The 23,716-nt window shown below is 67.7% G+C and carries 22 protein-coding genes; 9 read left to right on the top strand and 13 right to left on the bottom strand.

Going from position 1 to position 23,716, the window contains the following annotated elements; translation table 11 throughout:
- The first annotated feature begins 90 nt into the window (after positions 1-90).
- Complete coding sequence (locus tag ACJASC_RS03865) at positions 91-792, top strand: GntR family transcriptional regulator (protein ID WP_415143698.1); 702 nt, start codon at positions 91-93, stop codon at positions 790-792.
- Positions 793-802: 10 nt separating this feature from the next.
- The gene (locus ACJASC_RS03860; protein ID WP_415143696.1) at positions 803-1,936 is read left to right on the top strand and encodes a Gfo/Idh/MocA family protein; all 1,134 of its coding nucleotides are present in this window, start codon (positions 803-805) and stop codon (positions 1,934-1,936) included.
- A 34-nt stretch (positions 1,937-1,970) separates the two neighbouring features.
- Here ACJASC_RS03860 and ACJASC_RS03855 read toward each other — a convergent pair whose 3' ends face one another.
- The 10 genes from ACJASC_RS03855 to ACJASC_RS03810 all read right to left on the bottom strand — a co-directional run bounded on the left by ACJASC_RS03855 (position 1,971) and on the right by ACJASC_RS03810 (position 14,971).
- A complete protein-coding gene (locus tag ACJASC_RS03855) occupies positions 1,971-4,616 on the bottom strand; it encodes a molybdopterin-dependent oxidoreductase (protein WP_415143694.1) in 2,646 nt (881 codons plus the stop codon).
- Complete coding sequence (gene nirD, locus ACJASC_RS03850; RefSeq protein WP_415143692.1) at positions 4,613-4,945, bottom strand: nitrite reductase small subunit NirD; 333 nt, start codon at positions 4,943-4,945, stop codon at positions 4,613-4,615. The genes ACJASC_RS03855 and nirD overlap by 4 nt, the downstream gene beginning before the upstream one ends.
- On the bottom strand, positions 4,942-7,383 hold the full coding sequence (gene nirB, locus ACJASC_RS03845) for a nitrite reductase large subunit NirB (protein ID WP_415143690.1): 2,442 nt from the start codon (positions 7,381-7,383) through the stop codon (positions 4,942-4,944). The genes nirD and nirB overlap by 4 nt, the downstream gene beginning before the upstream one ends.
- 5 nt (positions 7,384-7,388) lie before the next feature.
- Positions 7,389-9,086: an ABC transporter ATP-binding protein gene (locus tag ACJASC_RS03840; RefSeq protein WP_415143688.1), complete on the bottom strand. Its 1,698-nt coding sequence runs from the start codon at positions 9,084-9,086 to the stop codon at positions 7,389-7,391.
- A 5-nt stretch (positions 9,087-9,091) separates the two neighbouring features.
- Positions 9,092-10,174 (bottom strand): ABC transporter permease, encoded by a 1,083-nt coding sequence (locus ACJASC_RS03835; RefSeq protein WP_021695177.1) that lies wholly within the window; start codon positions 10,172-10,174, stop codon positions 9,092-9,094.
- A gap of 72 nt (positions 10,175-10,246) precedes the next feature.
- A complete protein-coding gene (locus ACJASC_RS03830; protein ID WP_415143685.1) occupies positions 10,247-11,614 on the bottom strand; it encodes a CmpA/NrtA family ABC transporter substrate-binding protein in 1,368 nt (455 codons plus the stop codon).
- A gap of 271 nt (positions 11,615-11,885) precedes the next feature.
- Positions 11,886-13,052, bottom strand: coding sequence for an ABC transporter substrate-binding protein (locus ACJASC_RS03825; RefSeq protein ID WP_415143683.1), 1,167 nt, complete (start codon positions 13,050-13,052; stop codon positions 11,886-11,888).
- Positions 13,049-13,609, bottom strand: a complete 561-nt coding sequence (locus tag ACJASC_RS03820) for an ANTAR domain-containing response regulator (protein WP_021693361.1) — start codon at positions 13,607-13,609, stop codon at positions 13,049-13,051. The genes ACJASC_RS03825 and ACJASC_RS03820 overlap by 4 nt, the downstream gene beginning before the upstream one ends.
- A 199-nt stretch (positions 13,610-13,808) precedes the next feature.
- Positions 13,809-14,036, bottom strand: coding sequence for a WGR domain-containing protein (locus ACJASC_RS03815; RefSeq protein WP_415143681.1), 228 nt, complete (start codon positions 14,034-14,036; stop codon positions 13,809-13,811).
- Between the two features lie 188 nt (positions 14,037-14,224).
- Positions 14,225-14,971 (bottom strand): esterase/lipase family protein, encoded by a 747-nt coding sequence (locus ACJASC_RS03810; protein WP_415143679.1) that lies wholly within the window; start codon positions 14,969-14,971, stop codon positions 14,225-14,227.
- A 78-nt stretch (positions 14,972-15,049) separates the two neighbouring features.
- Here ACJASC_RS03810 and ACJASC_RS03805 point away from each other — a divergent pair, with 78 nt between their 5' ends.
- Positions 15,050-15,496, top strand: a complete 447-nt coding sequence (locus ACJASC_RS03805; protein WP_415143677.1) for an NUDIX domain-containing protein — start codon at positions 15,050-15,052, stop codon at positions 15,494-15,496.
- Here the strand turns inward: ACJASC_RS03805 and ACJASC_RS03800 are convergent.
- From ACJASC_RS03800 to groES, 3 genes are all read right to left on the bottom strand, one after another.
- Positions 15,493-16,239, bottom strand: a complete 747-nt coding sequence (locus ACJASC_RS03800) for a sulfite exporter TauE/SafE family protein (protein ID WP_415143675.1) — start codon at positions 16,237-16,239, stop codon at positions 15,493-15,495. The two genes, ACJASC_RS03805 and ACJASC_RS03800, sit on opposite strands and share 4 nt — an antisense overlap.
- A gap of 156 nt (positions 16,240-16,395) precedes the next feature.
- Positions 16,396-18,045 (bottom strand): chaperonin GroEL, encoded by a 1,650-nt coding sequence (gene groL / locus ACJASC_RS03795; protein WP_415143673.1) that lies wholly within the window; start codon positions 18,043-18,045, stop codon positions 16,396-16,398.
- A gap of 48 nt (positions 18,046-18,093) precedes the next feature.
- Positions 18,094-18,381: a co-chaperone GroES gene (groES, locus tag ACJASC_RS03790; RefSeq protein WP_021693367.1), complete on the bottom strand. Its 288-nt coding sequence runs from the start codon at positions 18,379-18,381 to the stop codon at positions 18,094-18,096.
- Positions 18,382-19,045: 664 nt separating this feature from the next.
- Here groES and ACJASC_RS03785 point away from each other — a divergent pair.
- The 6 genes from ACJASC_RS03785 (at position 19,046) to ACJASC_RS03760 (ending at position 23,712) form a co-directional block, all read left to right on the top strand.
- Positions 19,046-19,297, top strand: a complete 252-nt coding sequence (locus tag ACJASC_RS03785) for a hypothetical protein (protein WP_415143671.1) — start codon at positions 19,046-19,048, stop codon at positions 19,295-19,297.
- Positions 19,298-19,434: 137 nt separating this feature from the next.
- Positions 19,435-20,352, top strand: coding sequence for a manganese-dependent inorganic pyrophosphatase (locus tag ACJASC_RS03780; RefSeq protein ID WP_415143669.1), 918 nt, complete (start codon positions 19,435-19,437; stop codon positions 20,350-20,352).
- A 5-nt stretch (positions 20,353-20,357) separates the two neighbouring features.
- Positions 20,358-21,236, top strand: coding sequence for a TIGR01459 family HAD-type hydrolase (locus ACJASC_RS03775; protein ID WP_415143667.1), 879 nt, complete (start codon positions 20,358-20,360; stop codon positions 21,234-21,236).
- Between the two features lie 58 nt (positions 21,237-21,294).
- Positions 21,295-22,233 carry a bifunctional riboflavin kinase/FAD synthetase gene (locus ACJASC_RS03770; RefSeq protein WP_415143665.1) on the top strand — a complete coding sequence of 313 codons (939 nt, stop codon included), beginning with the start codon at positions 21,295-21,297 and terminating at the stop codon, positions 22,231-22,233.
- Positions 22,226-22,666: a YcgN family cysteine cluster protein gene (locus ACJASC_RS03765; RefSeq protein WP_021693371.1), complete on the top strand. Its 441-nt coding sequence runs from the start codon at positions 22,226-22,228 to the stop codon at positions 22,664-22,666. The genes ACJASC_RS03770 and ACJASC_RS03765 overlap by 8 nt, the downstream gene beginning before the upstream one ends.
- On the top strand, positions 22,666-23,712 hold the full coding sequence (locus ACJASC_RS03760; protein WP_415143663.1) for a threonine aldolase family protein: 1,047 nt from the start codon (positions 22,666-22,668) through the stop codon (positions 23,710-23,712). The genes ACJASC_RS03765 and ACJASC_RS03760 overlap by 1 nt, the downstream gene beginning before the upstream one ends.
- Positions 23,713-23,716 lie beyond the last annotated feature (4 nt).

The raw sequence follows: 23,716 nt of genomic DNA, 5'->3' as shown, positions 1-23,716 counted from the left end.
GGCTCCTCCAAGCGTGCGATTTCCACTTGCGTAACAGCCCGTCAAATGCAAATCAATGGTGCATCAATTTGACCTCGAGATTTTTGCCAGATGCCCGAAGCGCCCGCCGCCCTGCCGTTGCACCAGCAGATCAGCGAACTTCTCGTGCGCGAGATCGCCTCCGGTCGGCTGGTCGAAGGCGAGCGACTGCCGCCCGAACGCGACTTCGCGCAGCGTCTGGGCACCTCGGTGCGCACGCTCAGGAAAGCGCTTTCCGAGCTGTCGGAAAAAGGCATGTTGGAGCGGGTGCAGGGGTCGGGCAATTACGTGCGGCGCAACGCGCAGGCCGAGAGCGTCTACTCGATGTTCCGGCTCGAGTTGCCCGAGGGCGGCGGCCTGCCCCGCGCCGAGGTGCTCGATCTCGCACGCATCGAAAAGCCCGCCGACCTGCCCGGCTTCGGCGCCGCGCCCGACGCCACCCGGATCCGCCGCCTGCGCCGCCTCAACGACACGATCATCGCGGTCGAGGAGATCTGGCTCGACGGCGCGGCGGGGGCGATCGATCCCGGCAAGCTCGCGGATTCGCTCTACCTCTACTACAAGACCCATCTCGGCTTCTGGATCACCCGCGCCGAGGATCGGGTCACCATCGGGGAGGTGCCGCATTGGGCGCCCGCGGCCTTCACGCTGCGCCCCGGCACCGTCACCGGATACATCGAGCGGCTGAGCTGGGCGCAGGGCCCGGCGCCGGTCGAGTTCTCGCGCACATGGTTCGACACGGCGCGCGCCCATTACGTGCAGCGCCTGATCTGAGGGAGGTCACATGACCACGGTCACCAATTACGGCATCATCGGCTGCGGCATGATGGGACAGGAGCATCTGCGCAACATCGCGCTGCTGCCGGGCACGCGCGTCGCCGCGATTTTCGAGCCCGACGCCGAGATGGCGATGCAGGCGCAGGCGCTGGCCCCCGGGGCGCGGCTTTGCTCTTCCGTTGCCGACCTCATGGCGACCGAGGGGCTCGACTGCCTGCTGATCGCCAGCCCCAATTTCCGCCACCTCGAGCAGATGGAGGAGATCGCCCGCACGCGACCGCTGCCGGTCCTCGTGGAGAAGCCGCTTTTCACCGACCCGGCCGAAACGGCACGGCTCGCGGCCTTCCGCGACAGCTATCCCGCACCGGTGTGGGTGGCGATGGAATACCGCTACATGCCGCCCATCGCAGCCTTCCTCAAGGAGGCGCAGGCGGCGACGGGGGGCATCCGCATGCTCACCATCCGCGAGCATCGATTTCCCTTCCTGCACAAGGTCGGCGGCTGGAACCGCTTCAACCGCTACACGGGCGGCACCTTCGTCGAAAAATGCTGCCACTTCTTCGACCTGATGCGGCTGACGCTGGGCGACGAGCCGGTGCGCGTCATGGCCTCCGGCAGCCAGGCGGTGAACCATCAAGACGAGAATTACGAGGGCGTGGCGCCCGACGTGCTCGACAACGGCTATGTCATCGTCGATTTCGCGCGCGGCGGCCGGGCGATGCTGGAACTGTGCATGTTCGCCGAAGGCGCGCGCTACCAAGAGGAGGTGACGGCGGTCGGCCCGCAGGCGCGGATCGAGGCGCTGGTGCCGGGGCCGGGCCGGTTCTGGCCCGAACACTTGGGCGCGCCGCCGGTGCCGCAACTCATCGTCAGCCCGCGCGCGCCCAAGGGCCCAGAGATCCGCGAGATCCCGGTCGATCCGGCGCTTCTGGAGGCGGGCGATCACAACGGCTCGACCTTTTATCAGCATGCGCGGTTTCTTGAGCTGGTGCGCGGCCAGCGCGCCCGGGCCGAGGTAACGCTCGAGGATGGTTGGGCCGCCGTGGCCATGGGGATCGCCGCGCAGATGTCGATCCGCGAGGGCCGCGCCGTGTCGATGGATGAAACCGGGCTGATGCCCGCGCGGCTGCGCGCCGCCTGAACCGAGACGGGGCCGCGCGGCGGCCCCGTCCGTTTTACTCCGCCGCCTCGCGCATCCGCGCATTGGCCAGAAGGGCCGCGATTTCGGGTCGGCAGGAGCCGCAATTCGTCCCCGCCCCAAGTGCCGCGCCGATCGCCTCGACGCTGAGCGCCGCGCCGCTCTCGATCGCGGTCAGGATCGTGTTCACCCCGACGCCCAGACAGGCGCAGAGCACCGGGCCGGGATCGGGCATGTCGGCACCGGGCCGACCGCTGAGCGCCTGCGCGCCCTCGCCCCCCAGAAGCGACGCCAGATGCTCGCGCGAGACCGCGACGGGGCGCGGCGACACGAAGAGCGCCGCGACCAGCCGCCCGTCCTCGTGGAACGCCAACCGCTCGATCCCGCGGGCGGAATCGCTCACCCGCGTCAGCCGCGCCTCTGGCAGTCCGAACAGCGCGCGCGCCTCGGCCTCCCAGTCTTCGGGGGTTTCTGCCCCGGCCAGCTCCAACCGCCAGCCCTGCTCGGAGCGCGCGCGCGCCCAGTAATCGGCCTTGGGCGCGGGCAGCGCCGTCGAGACGGCAAATCCGAACCACGCCGCCGCAAACGGCGCGACCGAAACCGCCGCCGCCTTGGCCTCGGGCTGGCCCGAATGCGGATCGACATGAGGCCCTACCACCGCGTCGATGCGCCCCGTGGGCGCGGTCTCCCCGCTCCAATGGATCGGAGCGAAAACCTCGCCGCGTCTCGCCCGTTCGCTTACCAGCACGCGCAGCACGGCCCTTGCCCCCTGCCCGCGCAGCTCGGCGAGGCTCGCAGGGGCGAGGTCGAGCGCGCGCGCATCCTCGGGGTGGATCTCCAGAAACGGCTCGCCCATGTGCCGGTTGAGCCGGGCCGAGCGGCCCGAGCGGGTCATGGTGTGCCACTGATCACGGATGCGCCCGGTGTTGAGCCTGAACGGATGCTCGGGCGTGAGCTTCGCCTTGGGTGGCGCGGCGTGAACGGCGATCATCCGGCCCCGCCCGGTCGGGGTGAAAAACCGCCCGTCACCGAAAAAGCGCCCGCCTTGCTGCGCCGCCGCGATCGGCCAGCGCTGCGGGGCGAGCGCGTCATAGGCGGCGGCGTCGAGATCGGCGAGGCCTGAGATGTCGAAGTCGCGCCCGAAGCGCCCGGCGATGCCCGACAGCGCCGCGTACTCGCGCAGCACTTCGGCCGGGGTCTCCCAATCGAAGGCGGCGGCCCATCCCATGCGCCGCCCCACTTCGGCGAGGATCGCCCAGTCGGGCCGCGCCTCGCCCGGCGCATCGAGAAGCTTGCGCTGTCGGCTGATGGTGCGGTCGGAATTGGTCACCGTTCCGTCGCGCTCGCCCCAGCCTGCGGCGGGCAGGAGCACATGCGCCAGCCGCGCGGTATCGGTGCTGGCGGTGATGTCGCTCACCGCCACGAAGTCGCAGCCCGCGATGGCATCGCGCACCCGGTCGGCCTCGGGCATGGAAACGGCGGGGTTGGTGCAGATGATCCAGATCGCCTTGATGTCGCCGCGCTCCACCGCGCGGAACATGTCGACGGCCTTGAGACCGGGCCTGTCGGGCATCGCGGGCGCGGCCCAGAAGCCCTGCACCGCGGCGCGGTGCGCGGGGTTCTCGATGTCGAGATGGCAGGCCAGCGTGTTGGCCAGCCCACCGACCTCGCGGCCGCCCATGGCGTTGGGCTGCCCGGTGACCGAAAACGGCCCCATGCCGGGCCGTCCGATGCGCCCCGTGGCGAGGTGGCAATTGATGATGGCGCCCACCTTGTCGGTGCCCGCGCTCGACTGGTTCACGCCCTGGCTGAACACGGTGACGACCTTCTCGGTGCCGATCCACATGTCGCAAAAGGCGTCGATCTGCGCCGCACTCAGCCCGGTAACCAAGACGTCCTCGGCATGGGCGGCGGCCAGCGCCTCCTCCATCCCGTCAAGGTGGCGCGCGAAGCGGGTATCGCGCGCGCCGCGCGCGTCGATCCTTGCCAACAGCGCATTGAACAGCGCCACGTCCGAGCCCGCCGCCAGCGGCAGGTGCAGATCGGCGATGTCGCAGGTCGCGGTGCGGCGCGGGTCGATGACGACCACCCGCATCCCGGGCCGCGCCGCCTTGGCCGCCGCGATGCGCTGATGGAGCACCGGGTGGCACCATGCGAGGTTCGATCCGGTCAGCACCACGAGATCGGCAAGCTCCAGATCCTCGTAGGTGCCGGGCACGGTGTCGGTGCCAAAGGCCCGCTTGTGGCCCGCCACGGTCGAGGCCATGCAGAGCCGCGAATTTGTATCGATGTTGGCCGAACCGATGAAGCCCTTCATCAGCTTGTTAGCGACGTAGTAATCCTCGGTCGTCATCTGCCCCGAGACGTAGAAGGCGACGCTGTCGGGGCCGTGTTCGGCGACAGTCTCGCGAAACCGGTCGGCGACATGGCCCAGCGCCGTGCCCCAATCGGTCCGCGCCCCGCCGATCATCGGATGCAAAAGCCGGTCCTCACGGCCCATCGTCTCGCCCAGCGCCGTGCCCTTGGAGCAGAGCCGCCCGCGATTGGCCGGGTGATCCGGGTCGCCGCGGACCGTCAGACCGCCCTGTCCGTCCGGCTTGGCAAGCACCCCACAGCCCACGCCGCAATAGGCGCAGGTAGTGCGGATTTCGCCCGGCTCTGCGGCGGGCTGCGCCGCGCTCATGCCGCCGCCCTGCGGCCCACTGCGTCACCGTCGAGCAGCAGCCGCCCGTTCTCGACCCTGAGCGGATAGGTCGGGATCGCACCCTCGTCCGCGCCCTGCGCCTCGCCGGTCTCGAGGCTGAACACCCAGTTGTGCAGCGGGCAGGTCACGGCGCGGCCATGCACGATGCCTTCCGACAGCGGCCCGCCCTTGTGCGGGCAGCGGTCGGAGGCGGCGAAGACCTCCCGATCGCCCGTGCGAAACAGCGCCACGCAGCCCACGGGCGTCTTCACCAGCCGCGAGCCGCGCAGCGGGATGTCGTCGAGAGCGCCCACATCGATCCAGTTCATTCCGCAGCCTCCAGCGTGAGATCGGCCAGCGGCTGGAAGCGGCGCGCCTGCGCCGGTTCGGCCCGCTCGGCCCATGGGTCCTTTTGATAGATCGTCTGGCTCAGGTCGAAGCGCGCCACGAGGGCCGCGCGCTCGGCATCGTCCAGAAGCGCCTCGCGCACCCAGTCCATTCCAACCTTGGCGATCCACTTGTAGGGCCGGTCGAGATACTTGGCGTGCTCGCGGTAGAGCTGCACGAAAGCGACCGACCATTCCTCGGCCTCTGCCTCGGTGGCGACCTTCACCAGCGGCTGGATCTCCTTGAGGTCCATGCCCGCGGCCCCGCCGACGCCGATCTCGAAGCCGCTGTCCACGCAGATGATCCCGAGATCCTTGCAGGTCGCCTCGGCGCAGTTGCGCGGGCAGCCAGAGACGCCGAGCTTGACCTTGTGCGGCGTCCACGACCCCCAGAGGCGCTTTTCAAGCTTCACGCCGAGCCCGGTGCTGTCCTGTGTGCCAAAGCGGCAATGCTCGCGGCCCACGCAAGTCTTCACAGTGCGCAGCCCCTTGGAATAGGCGTGTCCCGACACGAGCCCCGCCTCGTTCAGATCGGCCCACATCGCGGGCAGATCCTCCTTCTTCACGCCCAGAAGGTCGATGCGCTGGCCCCCCGTCACCTTGACGGTCGGCACGCCGTATTTGTCGGCGGCGTCGGCGATGGCGCGAAGTTCGCGCGGATTGGTCAGCCCGCCCCACATGCGCGGCACCACGCTATAGGTGCCGTCCTTCTGGATGTTGGCGTGGTTGCGCTCGTTGACGAAACGCGACTGCGGATCGTCCTGATATTCGAGCGGCCAGTCGGCCAGCAGGTAGTAGTTCACTGCCGGGCGGCAGACATGGCAGCCATTCGGCGTACTCCAGCCCAGCTCCTGCCAGACGGCGGGTTGGGATTTCAGTTCCTGCGCCTTGATCAGGCGGCGGACGTCCTCGTGGGTGAGGTCGGTGCAGCCGCAGATCGGCTTGGCCGTGGGCATGACGAAATCGTCGCCCAAGGAGAGCGCCATGACCTGCTCGACCAGCCCGGTGCAGGTGCCGCAGGAGCCCGATGCCTTGGTGACGGCGCGGACGCCTTCGATGGTCGTGGCACCGCCCTCGACGGCCTCCACGATCCGGCCCTTGCACACGCCGTTGCAGCCGCAGATCTCTGCGTCAGCCGGTAAGGCTGCAACGGCCGCCATAGGGTCCGCCGAGGCGCCCCCCTGGAAGGCAGGCCCGAAGATCAGCGTCTCGCGCATTTCCGAGACGTCCTCGCGGTCCTTGATCAGCCCGTGGAACCACGCGCCGTCAGCGGTGTCGCCGTACATTACAGCGCCGATCAGCCGCTCGCCTTCGAGCACGAGGCGCTTGTAAACGCCGCGCGCCGGGTCGCGGAACACGATGTCCTCGCGGTCCTCCCCTTCGGCGAAATCGCCCGCCGAGAACAGGTCGCAGCCCGTGACCTTGAGCTTGGTCGCCACTTCCTTGGGCCGGAAGGCGGCCTCACGGTTCAGAAGCGTCTCGGCCAGCACCTTGGCCTGATCGTAGAGAGGTGCCACGAGGCCGAACACCGCGCCATCATGCTCGACGCATTCGCCAAGGGCGAGCACGTCCGGATCGGAGGTGATCATCCGGTCATCGACATGCACGCCGCGCCCGACCGCGAGCCCGGCGGATTTGGCGAGCGCCACGCTGGGACGAATGCCCACGGCCATGACCAGCAGATCGCAGATCAGCTCGGTGCCGTCATCGAGCATGAGCGCCTTCACATGGCCGTTCTTGCCCAGGATCTCCTTGGAGTTGGCCGAGCACATCACCTTGATGCCCTTGTCGGTCAGTGCGCGGCGCAGGAGATACCCCGCCGCCTCGTCGAGCTGGCGCTCCATCAGGTGCCCCATGATGTGCACCACGGTCACGTCGACGCCGCGCGCGGCCATGCCCGCCGCCGCCTCAAGCCCCAGCAGGCCACCGCCGATGACCACCGCTTTCGCGTCCGGCTTGGCCGAAAGGCCCATCATCCGCTCGGTGTCTTCGAGATCGCGGTAGGGGATCACGCCTTCGAGGTCGTGGCCCGGCAGCGGGATCATGAACGGGTCGGAGCCGGTCGCGACGACGAGCTTGTCGTAAGGCACCGCGCCCTTCTCGCCGACGACGATCTTGCGCGCCCGGTCGATCTCGACCACCCGTTCGCCGAAGCGGCAGGTGATGCCGTGGGCCTCATACCAATGGTCGTCATGGGTGACGATCTCGGCATAGGTCTTTTCGCCCGACAGCACCGGCGACAGCATCAGCCGGTTATAGTTGCCGCGCGGCTCGGCGTTGAAGAGGGTGATGTCGTAGGCTGCGGGATCGCTTTCGATCAGGCTTTCCAGCATCCGGCCCGAGGCCATGCCGGCGCCGATGACGACGAGTTTCTGGGTCATGGCGGTCACTCCGCTGCGATGGCGCTGGGCGCCGATTTCTTGCGAGGGTCGCGGCCGTGCTCGTATTCCTCGAGGAAATCGAGCACCTCCTGCCGGTAGTGGTAGTAGTCCGCGTGCTCCAGAAGCGCCTTGCGGGTGCGCGGGCGCGGCAGGTTCACGTCGACGATCTTGCCGATGGTGGCGCGCGGGCCGTTGGTCATCATCACCACCCGGTCGGCCAGAAGGATCGCCTCGTCGACGTCATGGGTGACGCAGACCGCCGTGGTCTTGGTGCGGTCCCATACATCCATGAGGACCTCCTGAAGCTCCCAGCGGGTGAGCGAGTCGAGCATCCCGAAAGGCTCGTCGAGCAGCAGCAGCTTGGGGCTCAGCGCGAAGGCACGGGCGATGCCGACACGCTGGCGCATGCCGTTCGACATCTCGGAGGCCATCCGGTCCATCGCGTTCCCGAGACCCACGCGTTCGAGGTAATGCTCGACCACCTCCTGCCGCTCGGATTGCGAGGCGCGGGGATAGACCCGGTCGACCCCCACGGCGACGTTCTCGCGCGCGGTGAGCCAGGGGAACAAAGACGGGCTCTGGAACACCACAGCGCGTTCGGGATCGGCCCCCTCGACATGGCGGCCGTCGAGCTTGATCGCGCCCTTCGAGATCTCGTTGAGACCGGCGGCCATCGTCAGCACGGTGGACTTGCCGCAGCCCGAATGGCCGATCAGCGAGATGAACTCGCCCCGGTTCATCTTGAGATTGAAGTCCTCGACCACCGTGAGCGGCCCCTTGGGGGTCGGATAGACCTTGTGCAGCTGCGAAAAGTCGAGGAAACGCTCCTCGATCAGCCCCTCTTGCGCCGCCTTCTGCGCGGCGGGAAGGTCGCGGGTCCGGTCGTGAACGGGGCGGATGTCCGGCAGGCGGCGCGTGCCCTCGACGCGGGCCTTGATGCCGACATCCATGAGATAGCCCGTGACCTGCGCGCGCAGCGCCTTGAAGGCAGGGTCCGAGTTCATCGCGCCGCGGTCGCGCGGACGCGGCAGCGTGACATTCACGGCCGCGCCCAAGGTGCCATCGGGATTGAGCGGCACGATCCGGTCGGCGAGCAGGATCGCTTCGTCCACGTCGTTGGTGATCAGCACGCAGGTGGTGCGCTCGCGCTCCCATATCTCGAGGATCTCGTCGGCGAGGTTGGCCCGCGTCAGCGCGTCGAGCGCCGAGAGTGGCTCATCGAGGAGCAACACTTCGGGCTCCATGGCAAGCGCGCGGGCGACCGAGACGCGCTGGCGCATGCCGCCAGACAGCTCGGCCGGGCGACGTGTCGTGGCGTGCCCCAGCCCCACCATCTCGATGTAGCGCTGCGCCTTGGCGGCCTTGTCGGATTTCGACAGTTCGGGATGCACCGCCTCGACCGCGAGCATGACGTTGCCCGCCACCGTGAGCCACGGCATCAGCGAGTAGCTCTGGAACACCAGCCCGCGCTCGGGGCCGGGGCCGGTGACGGGCTTGCCCTTGAAGGTGACGGTGCCTTGGTCGGGCGTCACCAGACCGGCCATCAGGTTCATCAGCGTCGACTTGCCGCTGCCCGAGAAGCCGAGGATCGCCACGAACTCGCCCTCGGCCACGTCGAGATCGATGGCCCGAAGCACGTCCTTGCGCGACTTGCCCTCGCCGAAACCCTTGGAGACGTTTTCGAATGAAAGGATGCTGGTCATGGCGATCACCGGTTCGGAGCGTAGGTGAAGAGCGATTGCAGCGCGAACATCACCCGGTCGAGCAGGAAGCCGATGATGCCGATGGTCAGCACCGCGACGATGATCCGCGCCAGCGACGACGACGAGCCGTTCTGGAATTCGTCCCAGACGAACTTTCCAAGGCCGGGATTCTGCGCCAGCATCTCCGCGGCGATCAGCACCATCCAGCCCACGCCCAAGCTCAGGCGAAGCCCGGTGAAGATCAGCGGCAGCGCCGAGGGCAGCACCAGCTTGGTGATCTTGGCGCGCGGGCTCATCTTGAGCACCTTGGAGACGTTGACGAGATCGCGGTCGACCTGCGCGACGCCGAGCGCGGTGTTGATCAGCGTCGGCCAGAGCGAGCACAGCGTCACGGTGATGGCCGAGACGAGGAACGACTTGGCGAAAAGCCCGCCTTCGGTGGCGGTGACGGCCGAGACGACCATGGTGACGATCGGCAGCCAGGCCAGCGGCGAGACCGGTTTGAAGATCTGGATCAGCGGATTGAGGGCAGCGTTGGCGGTGGCCGAGAGGCCCGCGAGGATGCCCAGCGGGATCGCCACGGCGCTCGCCACCAGAAACCCGAAGAACACGGTCACGATGGAGGTGCCGATCTGGTCGTAATAGGAGGGCGAGCCGGTGAAGGCGATGTCCTTGACCTCATCGGCGCGCCCCTGCTCCACCAAGCGCTCGTTGCGCATGGCCACCTGCTCCTCGAAGCGGGCCTTCTTCTCGGAGGTGCGGACGGCGTCCTCGTGCAGCCCGACCGCCTCCTGCCAGACCTGCCCCGGTCCGGGGATCGCGCCGAGCGAAGTCTGCACTTGCGGCGCCAGAGCCGCCCAGAGCGCGAGGAAGCCCGCGATGGCAAGGAGCGGCACGCCCAAGAGACGCCAGACGTCGCGCATCTGGGCGCGCGGGTTGTCGCCGGCGGCGGCCTTGATCAGCGGGGTGAGCCAAGCCAGGCCGAGGACCTGGAACCAGCGGTCGGCGACGCCGAGGCGGGCGAACCAGCGGGCGCGCCTTGCCTCCTTGTGGCCGGCCTCGATGGCGGTGGGATCGACTGCGGTCATGGGGGTGCTCCGGGGGTTTGGATCTGCGGAGGGAATGGAAGTGGCGGAGCCCCGCGCCGGGGCCCCGGCGGGTCAACCCTGAATCTCGGAGCCGACGACCGTCTGGTCGCCCTTCAGCCCGATGGGCAGGGTGTCGAGATAGGCGTTGGGGGCGCGGCCGTCATAGCCGATGCCATCGATGATGTCGGCGGCGGGCGTCGGTGCCTTGTAGCCGTCGCTGTCCCAAGGGAAATCGGCCTCATTCGCCAACCCCTCATCGACCAGCATCCGCGCGGCTTCGAGATAGATCTCGGGCTTGTAGACCGATTTCACGACCTCGTCGTACCAAGCGTCGTCCTTCGCCTCGGCGATCTGGCCCCAACGGCGCATCTGGGTGAGGTACCACACCGCGTCCGAGTAGAAAGGATAGGTGGCGTGGTGACGGAAGAAGGTGTTGAAATCGGGCACCTCGCGCACATCGCCCTTCTCGTACTCGAAGGTGCCGGTCATCGAAGCCGCGATCACCTCCGGGTCCGCGCCGACGTAATCGGGGCGCGACAGGATCTCGACCGCCTCCTCGCGGTTGGCGTTGTCGTTCTCGTCGAGCCAGATCGCGGCGCGGATCAGCGCCTTGGTCAAAGCGATGGTGGTGTTGGGGTTTTCCTCGACGAAGGCGGCAGTGAGGCCGAAGACCTTCTCGGGGTTGTTTTTCCACAGCTCGTAATCGGTGATGACCGGCACGCCGATGCCCATGGCGACGGCCTGCTGGTTCCACGGCTCACCCACGGCGTAGCCATAGATCGTCCCCGCTTCGAGTGTGGCGGGCATCTGCGGCGGCGGCGTCACCGACAACAGCGCCTCGGCGCCGATCTGGCCGGTGGTGTTCTGCTCGGAATAATAGCCGGGCTCGATGCCGCCGGCGGCGAGCCAGTAGCGCAGTTCGTAATTATGGGTCGAGACCGGGAAGACCATGCCCATATTGAAGGGTTTGCCCTCGGCCCGGTAGCTTTCGATCACCGGTTTGAGGGCCTCCGCGGAAATTGGATGCTGGGGTCGGCCTTCGGCGTCGGTCGGGATGTTCGGCTTCATCTCGTCCCAGACGGCGTTCGACACGGTGATACCGTTGCCGTTGAGATCCATGGAAAACGGCGTGACGATATGCGCCTCGGTGCCATAGCCGATGGTCGCGGCGAGAGGCTGACCGGCGAGCATGTGCGCCCCATCGAGCTGGCCGTCGATGACGCCGTCGAGCAGCACCTTCCAGTTGGCTTGCGCCTCGAGCGTGACGAACAGCCCCTCATCCATGAAGTAGCCCTGCTCATAAGCAATCGCGAGCGGCGCCATGTCGGTGAGCTTGATGAAGCCGAAGGTCAGCTCGTCCTTCTCGAGCGGCAGCATCTCGGCCATGGCGGGGCTCGCCAGAAGGGTCGTGGTGGCAAGGATGGCGGAAAGCCTGTTCATGCGCGTCGTTCCCGTTTCAGGGCCCGGGGGGAAGTACCGGGCAAACATCAAAAAAGCCGCCGACTCCGTTCGCGGGACCGTCCCCGAGGGAGGTCGCGAGGAGTCGAGCGGCTTTGCTCGGATCACCCAGCTTGGTGGGAGATGACTGTCGACCGTGCCCCGTTGCCCGGCCTGTGTTTCGATCTGGCCGCTTTTGCCGCGGTGCTGCAAGGGCGATGCCGCACGGCAGCGAAGTCTCGGGTCGCGCCTTTGCGATCTGCCGCTTTTTCGATCAGTCGGGAACCGAAAGATCGAAAACCCGGCCATCGAAGAACCGATCGCGCCGCAGCACCAGCCGCCCCGATTCCGATGCGGCCGGGGTGTCGGCCTCGATCGTGCCTTCGAGCTTTTCCGACGCGCCGGGCATCTCGGCCCCCGTTCCTGCGAGAAGGCGGCGGTAGAGATCGGTGCGGAACACGCCGCGCGCCCGTGCCGTCGCGGCCTGCGGGTCCTGCCCGGCCCGCTTCGCGAGCCGCCGCGCGATCCATGCGGCCTGACTGCGCCATGGAAAGCTCGCGGCGCCTGCGTGAAACTCAACGAATCCCTCGACCCGCCGCGCATCGCCGCGAGACGAGATGGTGAGCCGCCCCGAAAGTGCGCGGTCGATCACCTCGGCGGGCAGGTTAAGATGCTCGCGCCGCGCCAGAATCTCGGCCGCCGTGGTGCGGCTGCCGGGCCGGTCGAGCCAGCGGCCCGCGCGCCAGACCGCGCGCATCAGCCGCCCCAGCGTCTCTTCCTCGCGCGCGGCCCAGTCGCTGCGCACCGCGAGCACCTTGCCCGGCGCAAACGCCCAGATCGCGGCACCGGGCAAGAGCAACTCGCCCACCCCGGTCTCCACCGCAATCGAACCCCACGGTTCGCCCACGCAAAAGGCGTCGATCTCTCCGGCGGCGATGGCCTCGGCCATCAAGGGTGGCGGCACGGTGCGGATGTCGATCGCGGGCGCGCCCGGCTCGGAGAGCCAGTAGTGCAGAAGCTCGGCATGCATGGAGAAGGGAAACGGCACGCCGATGCGCAGCCCCGCCCCCGCCGCCGCGCGCAGCGCCGCCCGCGCGGCCACCGCATCCGAAAAATCGAAGCCGAACCCTTGGGCGCGCATCCTCTCGGCCAATGCCCGGCTGACCCCGATCACGTCGCCATTGACCGCCAGCACCGACACCGCCGAAAGCGGGACCGACACGCCGCCCAAGCCCAGCGCCATGGCGACCGGCACCGGTGACAGCATATGTGCCGCCTCGACGCCGCCAAAGGCCAGCATGTCGCGCAGCGTCGACCACGAAGGCGCGCGCTCGAGCCGCAGGTCCAGCCCCTCCTCGCGCGCGAAGCCCATCTCGGACGCGGCGATCAGCGGCGCGGCGTCGACAAGCGGCATGAAACCGATCGAGAGGGCGATGCTCATGACAAGAGCCCCGCTGCCGTGACCAGCGCCTCGGCCACGTCGGCCACGCGGCGCCCCTGATCCATCGCGGTACGGCGCAAAAGCGCATAGGCCTCGCCCTCGTCGATGCCGCGCGCCTTCATCAACAGGCCCTTGGCGCGGTCGATCACCTTGCGCTCTTCGAGCGCGCGGCGCGTCGCGGCCAGTTCGGTGCGCATCTGACGGAACACGTGAAACCGGGTCACGGCGGCGTCGATCACCGGCTTGAGCCGTTCGGCCCGCAACCCGTCGACCACATAGGCCGACACGCCCGCCTCGATCGCGGCCTTGGTGAGCCCGGCTTCGCTGCGATCGACGAACATCGCCACGGGCCGGTCGAGCGGGCTCGAGGCCAGCGTCAGCTCTTCGAGCGTGTCGCGCGAGGGGTTGGCGATGTCGATCAACACGATGTCGGGGTCACGCTCGGAGATGCGCCGGGCGAGACCGGTCTGCTCGCCGATGACATGGATGTCGTAATCGCCCGCCTCGCGCAGGCTGTCGACGATCAGCAGCGCCCGATCGCGGTCCTGTTCGACCACGACGATGGAAAGCCTGTCCTTGACCTGTCGTGCCAGAGCCCCGCCTCCCCGATGAGATCGGCTCTCATCTGCCCGATCCTCGGGCAAAGACCCATGCGCGCGCCCGGGTGGGAGGCGGTCAGGCGCGGCGTCGCTCGATTAATGGGCAGGCAGGCGGGCGCTTGCCCATTTCGCGGGACGCTTCGGGACCGCTGCGGGGTCAGCGCAGCGCGTAACCATGCCTGAGCCGCAGCCGCAGAATCCGCGTCGCGAGATCCTGCGCCTCGCGCATCGTGCCCGAGCCCGCGATGCGGATCCGCCCCCGCCCGCCGATCCGGCCCCAGCGCACCACAAGCGCGGTCTGCGCGAAGAGATCGGGCTCGAGGCTGATCTCGTAGAAGCGGTAGCAATTGCGCGCCGCGTCGATCTTTTCGAGATGGATCTCCATAAAGGCGCCCTGCCCTGCGAGGTTCTTTCCATAAGAAGCGCTCGCCCCCTGTCTGGCAAGGGGCGGGCCGGTCACGTTCATGCAACGTGCCGAGCGGTCGCCCTGCCGGCGGGCGGCACCGCCAATCATGGCAAAATTGCGCAATGGCGCGGCTGGGTCGTAGTCCCATGCGACGCGCCGGACCGGCCCTAGTTCAGCCCAAACAGCACGCCGCCGAGGCTCAGCGATCGGTCGAAGCGCCCTTCGCGCAGGAAGGTCAGCGCCTGCGCCATCACCAGCGGGTTGTTCATCATAAAAGTGTGGCTGACCGGCAGGACGATATGATCCCGCGCGCCCTGAAGCCGGGTCGAGGCGACCGAGACCTTGCCGTCATCCGGCCCTTCGATCAGCCCTGAGAACACAGGGTTGAGCGAGGCGTCCCCGGCGATGATGCCGACCTCGTAGGAGGGCAGCGGCTCGAGCCGGTTGGGCAGGCTCCCCGGCTCGGTGCCAAGTTGCAGCCCGGCGGGACCGTTGAGCCACTCGAACGGCTCGAACTCGCCGAAGACATCGACCAGCTCGGAGCCCTTGTTCGGCGGGGCCAGCATCACCACACGGCCCATCTTGGCGGGGCGATGATCGGTAAGCCAGAGCCGCGCGAGGATGCCGCCCATCGAATGGGTCACGAAATGCACGGTGCGGTCGCCGCAGGCCCGCACGTCGTCGGGCAGCGCATCGACCAGATCCTCGATCCGCGCCTCGGTCGAGGGGTAGCCGCGATTGACCACCTTGTAGCCATTGGCTTCGACCACCTCGGCCATCGGCGCAAAGCTGAGGTCGGTGCGCGCGAGGCCGTGCAGGAACACGACGCAGTCCGACGCCGCCTCGGGCGCGGCGCGCACGCACCCCGCGAGCAGCGCGAGACAGGTGGTCAAAAGGATCAGCGGACGTGTCATGATGCATATCTAGGCGTTCGGCACGCGCCGGACAGGCCACACTTGCGTGTGATCGCGGCCTTGGGCCATGGTCGCGTCATGAGCACCCCCGTCCGCCTCGCCGTGCGCGCGATCCTGATGCACGAGAATCATTTGCTTTTGGTTAATGCCTACAAGGGCCGCGACGATTTATGGTGCGCGCCGGGCGGTGGGGTCGAACCGCATGCCTCGCTGCCCGACAACCTCGCGCGCGAGCTGCACGAGGAATGCGGGCTGAAGGTCGAAGTGGGTGCGCCCTGCCTCGTCAACGAGTTCCACCACCAGCGGCGCGGCTTTCACCAGGTCGATCTTTATTTCCGCTGCGAGATACGTTCGGGCGACCCCTTCGGCGATTGGATCGATCCAGAGGGTATCGTCAGTCACCGGCGATGGGTCACGCGGGACGAGATGGCGAAACTGCGGGTCAAACCCGACAGTCTCGCCGCCGTGGCGTGGCAGGATGCGGATGCACCGGGCTATGACCCGTTGGAGCCGATCGTGCTCTAGAGCGCGAAGAACAGCACCGTCATCACCAGCCCAACGCCGGTGATGCCGAGGCGCAGGAGCGGCATCGGCACGCGCCGCGCCCCGCGCGCCCCGAGATAGCCGCCGATGGTCGTCGCCACCGCCATGATCAGCGCCGCGTCCCACTCGATCAGCCCGGCGGCGGCATAAGCGGCCGCCGAAACCAGCGACAGCACCGCCGAGAGCAGCACCTTGAGCCCGTTCATGCCGTGCAGGTTCACGAAGCCGATGAGACCCAACATGGCCAGAAGCAGGATGCCCAGCCCACCGTTGAAATAGCCGCCATAGATCGACACCGCGAGCACCGCAGCCCCCGACAGCACCGGCCCCGCCGGGCCGAAACCGCGCGCCCGCACGAAGGCGAGCACGCGCGGGCCCGCGGCGAAAAGCAGCGTGGCGACCAGCAGCAGCCACGGCACCAGCCCCTCGAACACCGCGCCAGGCGTCACCAGCAGCAGCCCCGCGCCGAGCAGACCGCCCAAGGCTCCAAGCCCGATGATCGCGCGCAGCCCCAGCGTGCCCTCGGCCGCCACGTCCGATCGGTAGCCCCAGGCCGAACTGGCATAGCCCGGCAGCGCGCCGATGGTGGCGGTGGCATTGGCCGCGATCGGCGGCACGCCGAGCCAGACCAGCGCCGGAAAGGTCAGGAAGGTGCCGCCGCCCGCGACGGCGTTGAGCGCACCCGCGAGAACGCCCGCGACGGTGAGCGTGACGAAGAACAGCATGGAGACTCCCCTTGGAACCGGCGCGAACCGGCACAGACCGAAACGGACCGCCCGATCCATGCCGTGCGCATGCACCGGGAGCAAGGGGGGTTGCGCAAACGGAAAAAGGGGGCCTTTCGGCCCCCTTCCCCTTTGGATCGGTGAGATCGCGGCAGATTACATCATGCCGCCCATGCCACCCATGCCACCCATGCCGCCCATGTCCGGGGCACCGCCCTCGTCCTTCTTGGGCTTGTCGGCGATCATGGCTTCGGTGGTGATCAGCAGACCGGCAACCGAGGCTGCGTCCTCGAGCGCGGTGCGGGTCACCTTGGCGGGGTCGATCACGCCGAACTTGAACATGTCGCCATATTCTTCGGTCTGCGCGTTGAAGCCGAAGGTCAGGTCGGTCGACTCGCGGACCTTGCCTGCCACCACGGCACCGTCGACGCCGGCGTTCTCGGCGATCTGGCGCAGCGGCGCTTCGAGAGCGCGGCGCACGATGGTGATGCCGGCGTTCTGGTCGGAGTTGTCACCGGTCAGACCTTCGAGCGACTTGCCGGCCTGCACGAGGGCGACACCGCCGCCGACGATCACGCCTTCCTGAACCGCGGCGCGGGTTGCGTTGAGCGCGTCATCGACGCGGTCCTTGCGTTCCTTGACCTCGATCTCGGTCATGCCGCCAACGCGGATGACGGCGACGCCACCGGCGAGCTTGGCCACACGCTCCTGCAGCTTCTCTTTGTCGTAATCCGAGGTGGTCTCTTCGATCTGGGTGCGGATCTGGGAAACGCGAGCCTCGATCTCGGCCTTTTCGCCATGGCCGTCGACGATGGTGGTCTCGTCCTTGGTGATCGTCACCTTCTTGGCGGTGCCGAGCATGTCCATGGTGACATTCTCGAGCTTCATGCCGAGATCTTCCGAGATCACCTGGCCACCGGTGAGGATCGCGAGATCCTGCAGCATGGCCTTGCGACGATCACCGAAGCCCGGCGCCTTGACGGCGGCGATCTTCAGGCCGCCACGCAGCTTGTTGACGACGAGCGTGGCCAGAGCCTCGCCCTCGACATCCTCGGCGATGATCAGCAGCGGCTTTTGCGACTGGATCACCTGCTCGAGCAGCGGCACCATCGGCTGCAGCGACGAGAGCTTCTTCTCGTGCAGCAGGATCATGCAGTCTTCGAGATCGGCGATCATCTTGTCGGGGTTGGTTACGAAGTAGGGCGACAGGTAGCCGCGATCGAACTGCATGCCCTCGACGACTTCGGTCTCGGTCTCGAGGCCCTTGTTCTCCTCGACGGTGATGACACCCTCGTTGCCGACCTTCTGCATCGCATCGGCGATCTGGCGGCCGATCGAGGCTTCGCCGTTGGCCGAGATGGTGCCGACCTGGGCGACTTCGTCGCTGTCGTTCACCGGACGGGCGGCGGCGCGGATCGCCTCGACGACCTTGGCGGTGGCGAGATCGATGCCGCGCTTGAGGTCCATCGGGTTCATGCCGGCGGCGACCGACTTCAGGCCTTCCTTGATGATGGCCTGGGCCAGCACGGTGGCGGTGGTGGTGCCGTCACCCGCTTCGTCGTTGGTGCGGGAAGCGACTTCCTTCACCATCTGCGCGCCCATGTTCTCGAACTTGTCCTCGAGTTCGATCTCCTTGGCGACGGTGACGCCGTCCTTGGTGATGCGGGGCGCACCGAAGGATTTCTCGATGACCACGTTGCGGCCCTTGGGGCCGAGGGTCACCTTCACCGCGTTCGCGAGCGTGTTGACGCCCTTGAGCATGCGGTTGCGGGCATCGGTGTCGAACTTGACGTCCTTGGAAGCCATGTGAGTGCTCCTTGATCTGAATTCAGGTGGAAAAGGTCAGCGAGGGTCTCAGGCGATGACGCCGAGGATGTCGCTTTCCTTCATGATCAGCAGCTCTTCGCCGTTGACGGTGACCTCGGTGCCGGACCACTTGCCGAACAGGACGCGATCGCCTTCCTTGACGGCCATCGCGATCAGTTCGCCATTGTCCTTGCGGGCGCCGTCGCCACAGGCGATCACTTCGCCCTCGGCCGGCTTTTCCTTGGCGTTGTCGGGGATGATCAGACCGCCCTTGGTCTTTTCTTCGCCCTCGACGCGACGCACCAGGACCCGGTCGTGAAGCGGTTTGAATGCCATCTCTGCAGCTCCTCAGCAGTATATGTGTTCTCATGCCTCCAGGCTTGGAGGCATTAGCACTCCCATCTGGTGAGTGCCAACACCGGGAGAGGTAAGCAGGGCTCACAGAGCTGTCAAGCGGCATGGCACGCGCAAATGTCACGCCTCGCGCGCGCGTATGAGAATTTTGAAAAAAGGGGTTCTCACGGGGACGTGTCCGTGCATTATGCACCTAGGACAACCCCGGATCGGGAGGGCGGCTTATGACTAGAGGATATTCTCTCATCGGCTAGAGGCCGTGCCACCGTCTGTCGCGGAGGGCCGGTTCGCCCCCGCTTCCGCATTTCGATCCCCCCCCTTCAGGTCCTGCTTCATGACACCCCGTATTGACGTGGCCGATCCTTCGGTCGCCGCCTGCCGTCGTCCCGTGCGACGCGCTTCGCCCGCCGCGTGCCGCACCGCCCTTCGGGCCTCGTGGCGCGCATGGTGGGGCCGAACCGGCAGCGCCTTGATCTGCCATTACCCGCGCGCCTCTCCGCTCTAGGGCCGAGACCGCCAGCGACCATTTTCCGCCCCCGGTGACGCCGACCGCGCCACCGGACGGATGAGACGTGGCCGCCGTTCCGACCGGGCATGGGTTCTCCATGCCCAAGAACTCAACCCATGGATGAAAAGGAATTATCCAATGCATCCCCCATTCTACATCGTCGATCACCGTGCCGAGCCCGATGCCCCCGCCCCTTGGGAGGAGCGGCCCCGCATGCGGCGCGGCGGGCCCCGACGGCTCGATCTGAGCGCACCGCATACGGGCACCGGCCTCGCCGTGCAGCGCACCGCAAGCGACGATCCCCCCACACCCCGCACCGGAGCCGGGGGCGTCTGGCCGCGCCTGCGGGCGCTGCTGGATCGCAGGCCCAAGACGGAGCCTGCGCGGTGACACGGGGGGCGGCGTGGAGATCCGCACCGCCCCTCCCCACCCTTTCTCGCGAGATCCGTCGGGCGGGTGACAAGCCCCGCGCCCCTGCCTATAAGGCGCGCGACCCGTTCACCCGTATTTCTGCGAAGGATCTCCCCATGACCACGCTCGTCTTCGGCCACAAGGCGCCCGACACCGATTCGACCGGCTCGCCGCTCATCTGGGCCTGGTATCTCGGTCAGCGCGGCGAAACCGCCGAAGCCCGCCTTCTCGGCACGCCCAACACCGAAGCCAGCTTCGTGGCCGAGCGCTGGGGCTTCGAGCTGCCGCAGATCATCGACGACGTGGAAGAGGGTCAGAAGGTCGTCCTCGTCGACACCAACAACCCCGCCGAGCTGCCCGCCTCGATCAACAAGGCCGACATCCTCGCGATCATCGACCACCACAAGCTGTTCGGCGGCCTCGAGACCAAGGGCCCGATCGACATCACCATCAAGCCCGTGGCCTGCACCGCCACCATCATGCACGAGCTGATGGGCCACGTCGCCACCGAGATGCCCGAAGGCATCAAGGGGCTGATGCTGTCGTGCATCCTCAGCGACACACTGGAATTCCGCTCGCCCACCACCACCCCGGCCGACAAGGCGCTGGCCGAGCGTCTGGCCGCCGATCTCGGCGTCGACATCTCCGACTATGCGAGCGAGATGTTCGCCGCCAAGTCCGACGTCTCCGCCTTCTCCGAAGCCGAGCTGCTGCGCATGGACAGCAAGGAGACCACCGTTGAGGGCAAGAAGCTACGCGTGAGCGTGCTCGAGACCACCTCGCCCGATCAGGTGCTGTCGCGCAAGGCGGCGCTGCTCGAGGCGATGCCCAAGGTCGCGGCCGAGGACGGCGCCGACGAGGTGCTGCTGTTCGTCGTCGACATCCTCAAGGAAGAGGCGACGATGCTCATCCCCAACGACGCGGTGAAGGCGATCGCCGAGAAAAGCTTCGGCGCGACCGTATCGGGCGACAGCGTCGTGCTGCCCGGCGTGATGAGCCGCAAGAAGCAGATCATCCCCGTGCTGAAGGTCTGAGGCGCATGACCAGGATCATCGAGAGCTTCACCGACATTTCGGGCGGCTATGACGCGGCCTTCGTCGATCTGTGGGGCTGCATGCATGACGGCTTGCGCGCGCATGACGCCGCGGTCGCCGCGATGCGCGGCTTTCGCGCGGGCGGGGGCAAGGTGATCCTGGTCACCAACTCGCCGCGTCCGCGCGCCTCGGTCGAGGACCAGATCGAAGGACTCGGCGTGCCGCGCGACTGCTGGAATTCGATCGCGAGTTCCGGCGATTCGGCCCGCGCCGCGATGTATGAGGGCGTGGTCGGCGAACAGGTCTGGTTCATCGGCGACGACCGGGACGAGGCCTTCTTCGAACCCCTGAAGATCGTCAAGGACCCGGTCGCGGTCACCCGCACCGATCTCATCGAGGCCGAAGGCATCGTCTGCTGCGGCCCGGAGGATGAACACGCCGATCCCGACATCTACCGCCCGCAATTCGAGAAGGCGGTCGCGCGTGGGCTCAAGCTGCTTTGCGCCAACCCCGACATCATCGTCGATCGCGGCGATGAGCGGGTCTGGTGCGCCGGCGCTCTGGCGCGGCTCTACACCGAGATGGGCGGCACGAGCCTCTATTTCGGCAAGCCGCACGCACCGATCTACGATCTGGCGCGGCGTCGCCTCGCCGAGATCGATCCGAGCGTCACCGACGACCGCATCATCTGCATCGGCGACGGGCCGCAGACCGACGTGGCGGGCGCGGCGAATGCCGGTCTGGACGGGCTGTTCATCACCGGCGGGCTGTCGGCCGAGGAAACCGGCACCGCGCCGGGCGGTCAGCCCGACGCAGGCAAGCTCGAGGCGCATCTGAAGGACGAGCGGCAGGCCCCGGCCTATGCCATGGGCTTCCTGCGCTGAGACGATGGGGGCGCGCGCCCGCTTGCGCGCGCCCCGCCTCGCGGCTACCCAAGGCGCCATGCGCATCCTGAGCGACTTTTCCGGCCTCACCCCCACCGACCGCGGCGCCGCCGCGGCCATCGGCAATTTCGACGGCGTCCATCTCGGTCACCGCGCCGTCATCGATCTCGCCCGCGACGAGGCCGCGCGCCTGAACGCTCCCTTGGGCGTGATGACCTTCGAGCCGCATCCGCGCGAGTATTTCGCGCCCGACGCCCCGCCCTTCCGGCTGATGAACCGCACCGCCCGCGCCCACCGGCTCGAGAAGATCGGCGTCGAACGGCTGTTCGAGCTGCCCTTCGATGCTGAGCTTGCGGCGCTGACGCCGGACGCTTTCGCGCGCGAGGTGATCGCCCGCGGCCTCGGGCTGCGCCATGTGGTGATCGGCGCCGATTTCCGCTTTGGCAAGGGCCGCGCAGGCGACGCCGCGATGCTGCAGGCGCTCGGGGCCGAGCACGGCTTCGGCGTCACCGTCTCGCCGCTCATCGCGCTCGAGGCGGGCGAGGTCAGCTCCACCGCGATCCGTCACGCCCTGAGCGAGGGGCGTCCCCGCGACGCCGCCGCGATGTTGGGCCATTGGCACCGGCTGGAGGGCGAGGTGATCCACGGGGAAAAGCGGGGCCGCGAGCTGGGTTATCCGACCGCCAACATGGGGGTAGCCGGCCTGCACATGCCGCGCTTTGGTGTCTATGCCGTCAAGATCGACGTCCTGAACGGCCCGCATGCGGGCAGCTATGACGGCGCCGCCTCGATCGGCGTGCGGCCGATGTTCGGGGAAAACCAGCCCAACTGCGAGACATTCCTCTTCGACTTTTCCGGCGATCTCTACGGCGCCGAAATCTCGGTGGCGCTGGTCGATTACCTGCGCGGCGAAGAAAGGTTCGACGGGCTGGACGCCCTGATCGCCCAGATGGACGCCGACTGCGTCCGCGCGCGCGAGGTGCTGGCCGATGCGTGAGAAGTTCTGGGAGCTGCCGATCGAGTCGCTCGACAACCAGGAATGGGAGGCCCTCTGCGACGGCTGCGGCAAGTGCTGCCTCAACAAGATCGAGGACGAGGACACCGGCGAGGTCGCGCTGACGCGGGTGTCGTGCCGCCTGCTCGATGGATCCACCTGTCTGTGCTCGAAATACGAGACACGGCACAAATACGTGCCCGAATGCATCGTGCTGACGCCTGAAAAGATCGCCGAGACGATGTATTGGCTGCCGCAGACCTGCGCCTACCGGCTGCGCGCCGAGGGCCGCCCGCTTCATGGCTGGCATCACCTGGTCTCGGGCGACCGGCAGGCGGTGCACCGCGCGGGCGTGTCGATGATCCACCGCACCGTGCCCGAGACCCAGGTCGATGACGACGACTGGGAGGACCACATCATCGAGGAGCCCGTCTGATGCAATTCGCCTCCGACAATGCCGGTCCCGCCCATCCCGCAATTCTCGATGCCCTGGCGTGGGCCAATGACGGCCACCAGCGCGCCTATGGCTCGGAGAGCGCGATGGAGCGGGTGCGGGACCGCATCCGCGAAATCTTCGAGGCTCCGTCCGCCGAGGTGCATCTCGTCGCGACCGGCACGGCGGCCAATTCGCTGATACTGGGCTGCATGGCACGGCCCTGGGATGCGATCTTCTGTTCGGAGCACGCGCATATCGAGCATGACGAGGGCAACGCCCCCGAATTCTATACCGGCGGCGCCAAGCTCAGCCTCGTCCCCGCCCCCGACGGGCGCATGTCGGCGACGGATCTGGAGCGGGTGATCGGCGCGCCGGGTGCGCGCTCGTTCCACAACGCCCAGCCCGGCCCGGTCTCGGTCACCCAAGTGACCGAGACCGGCAGCGTCTATGCGCTCGACCAGGTCCGCGCCATCGGCGACCTCGCTCGCGCGCGGGGTCAGAAGGTCCACATGGATGGCGCGCGATTCGCCAACGCCATGGCGGCGCTGAGCTGCACGCCTGCCGAGATGACGTGGAAGGCGGGTGTGGACGCGCTGAGCTTCGGCGGCACCAAGAACGGCTGCCTCGGGGTCGAAGCGGCGGTGTTCTTCGACCCTGCGCTGGCGCAGGACTTTGCACTGCGACGCAAGCGCGGCGGGCACCTGTTCTCCAAGCACCGGTTTCTCTCGGCGCAGATGGAGGCCTATCTAGCGGACGATCTCTGGCGCGATCTCGCCGCCCGCGCCAACGCCGCCTGCGCACAGTTGGTCGCGGGGCTGGAGCGACACGCCGAGGTCGAAATCGTCTGGCCCACCGAGGCCAACCTCGTCTTCGTCACCTTGCCTCGCGCCACCTGTCGGCGGTTGATCGAGGGGGGGGCCGATTTCTACGTAATGGACGGCGATCCGATGCAGGGCGACCCGAAGGCACGCCTCACCGCGCGCCTCGTCTGCGACTGGTCGCTGGGCGAGGCACGGGTGGCGCAGTTCCTGTCGCTGCTGGGATAGGGCC

It is taken from the genome of Limimaricola cinnabarinus (assembly GCF_047631075.1).
In the GTDB taxonomy this organism is placed as follows: domain Bacteria; phylum Pseudomonadota; class Alphaproteobacteria; order Rhodobacterales; family Rhodobacteraceae; genus Limimaricola; species Limimaricola cinnabarinus.
The sequence above is the reverse complement of the archived record's forward strand: the minus strand, read 5'-3'. Positions and strand labels throughout refer to the sequence as shown.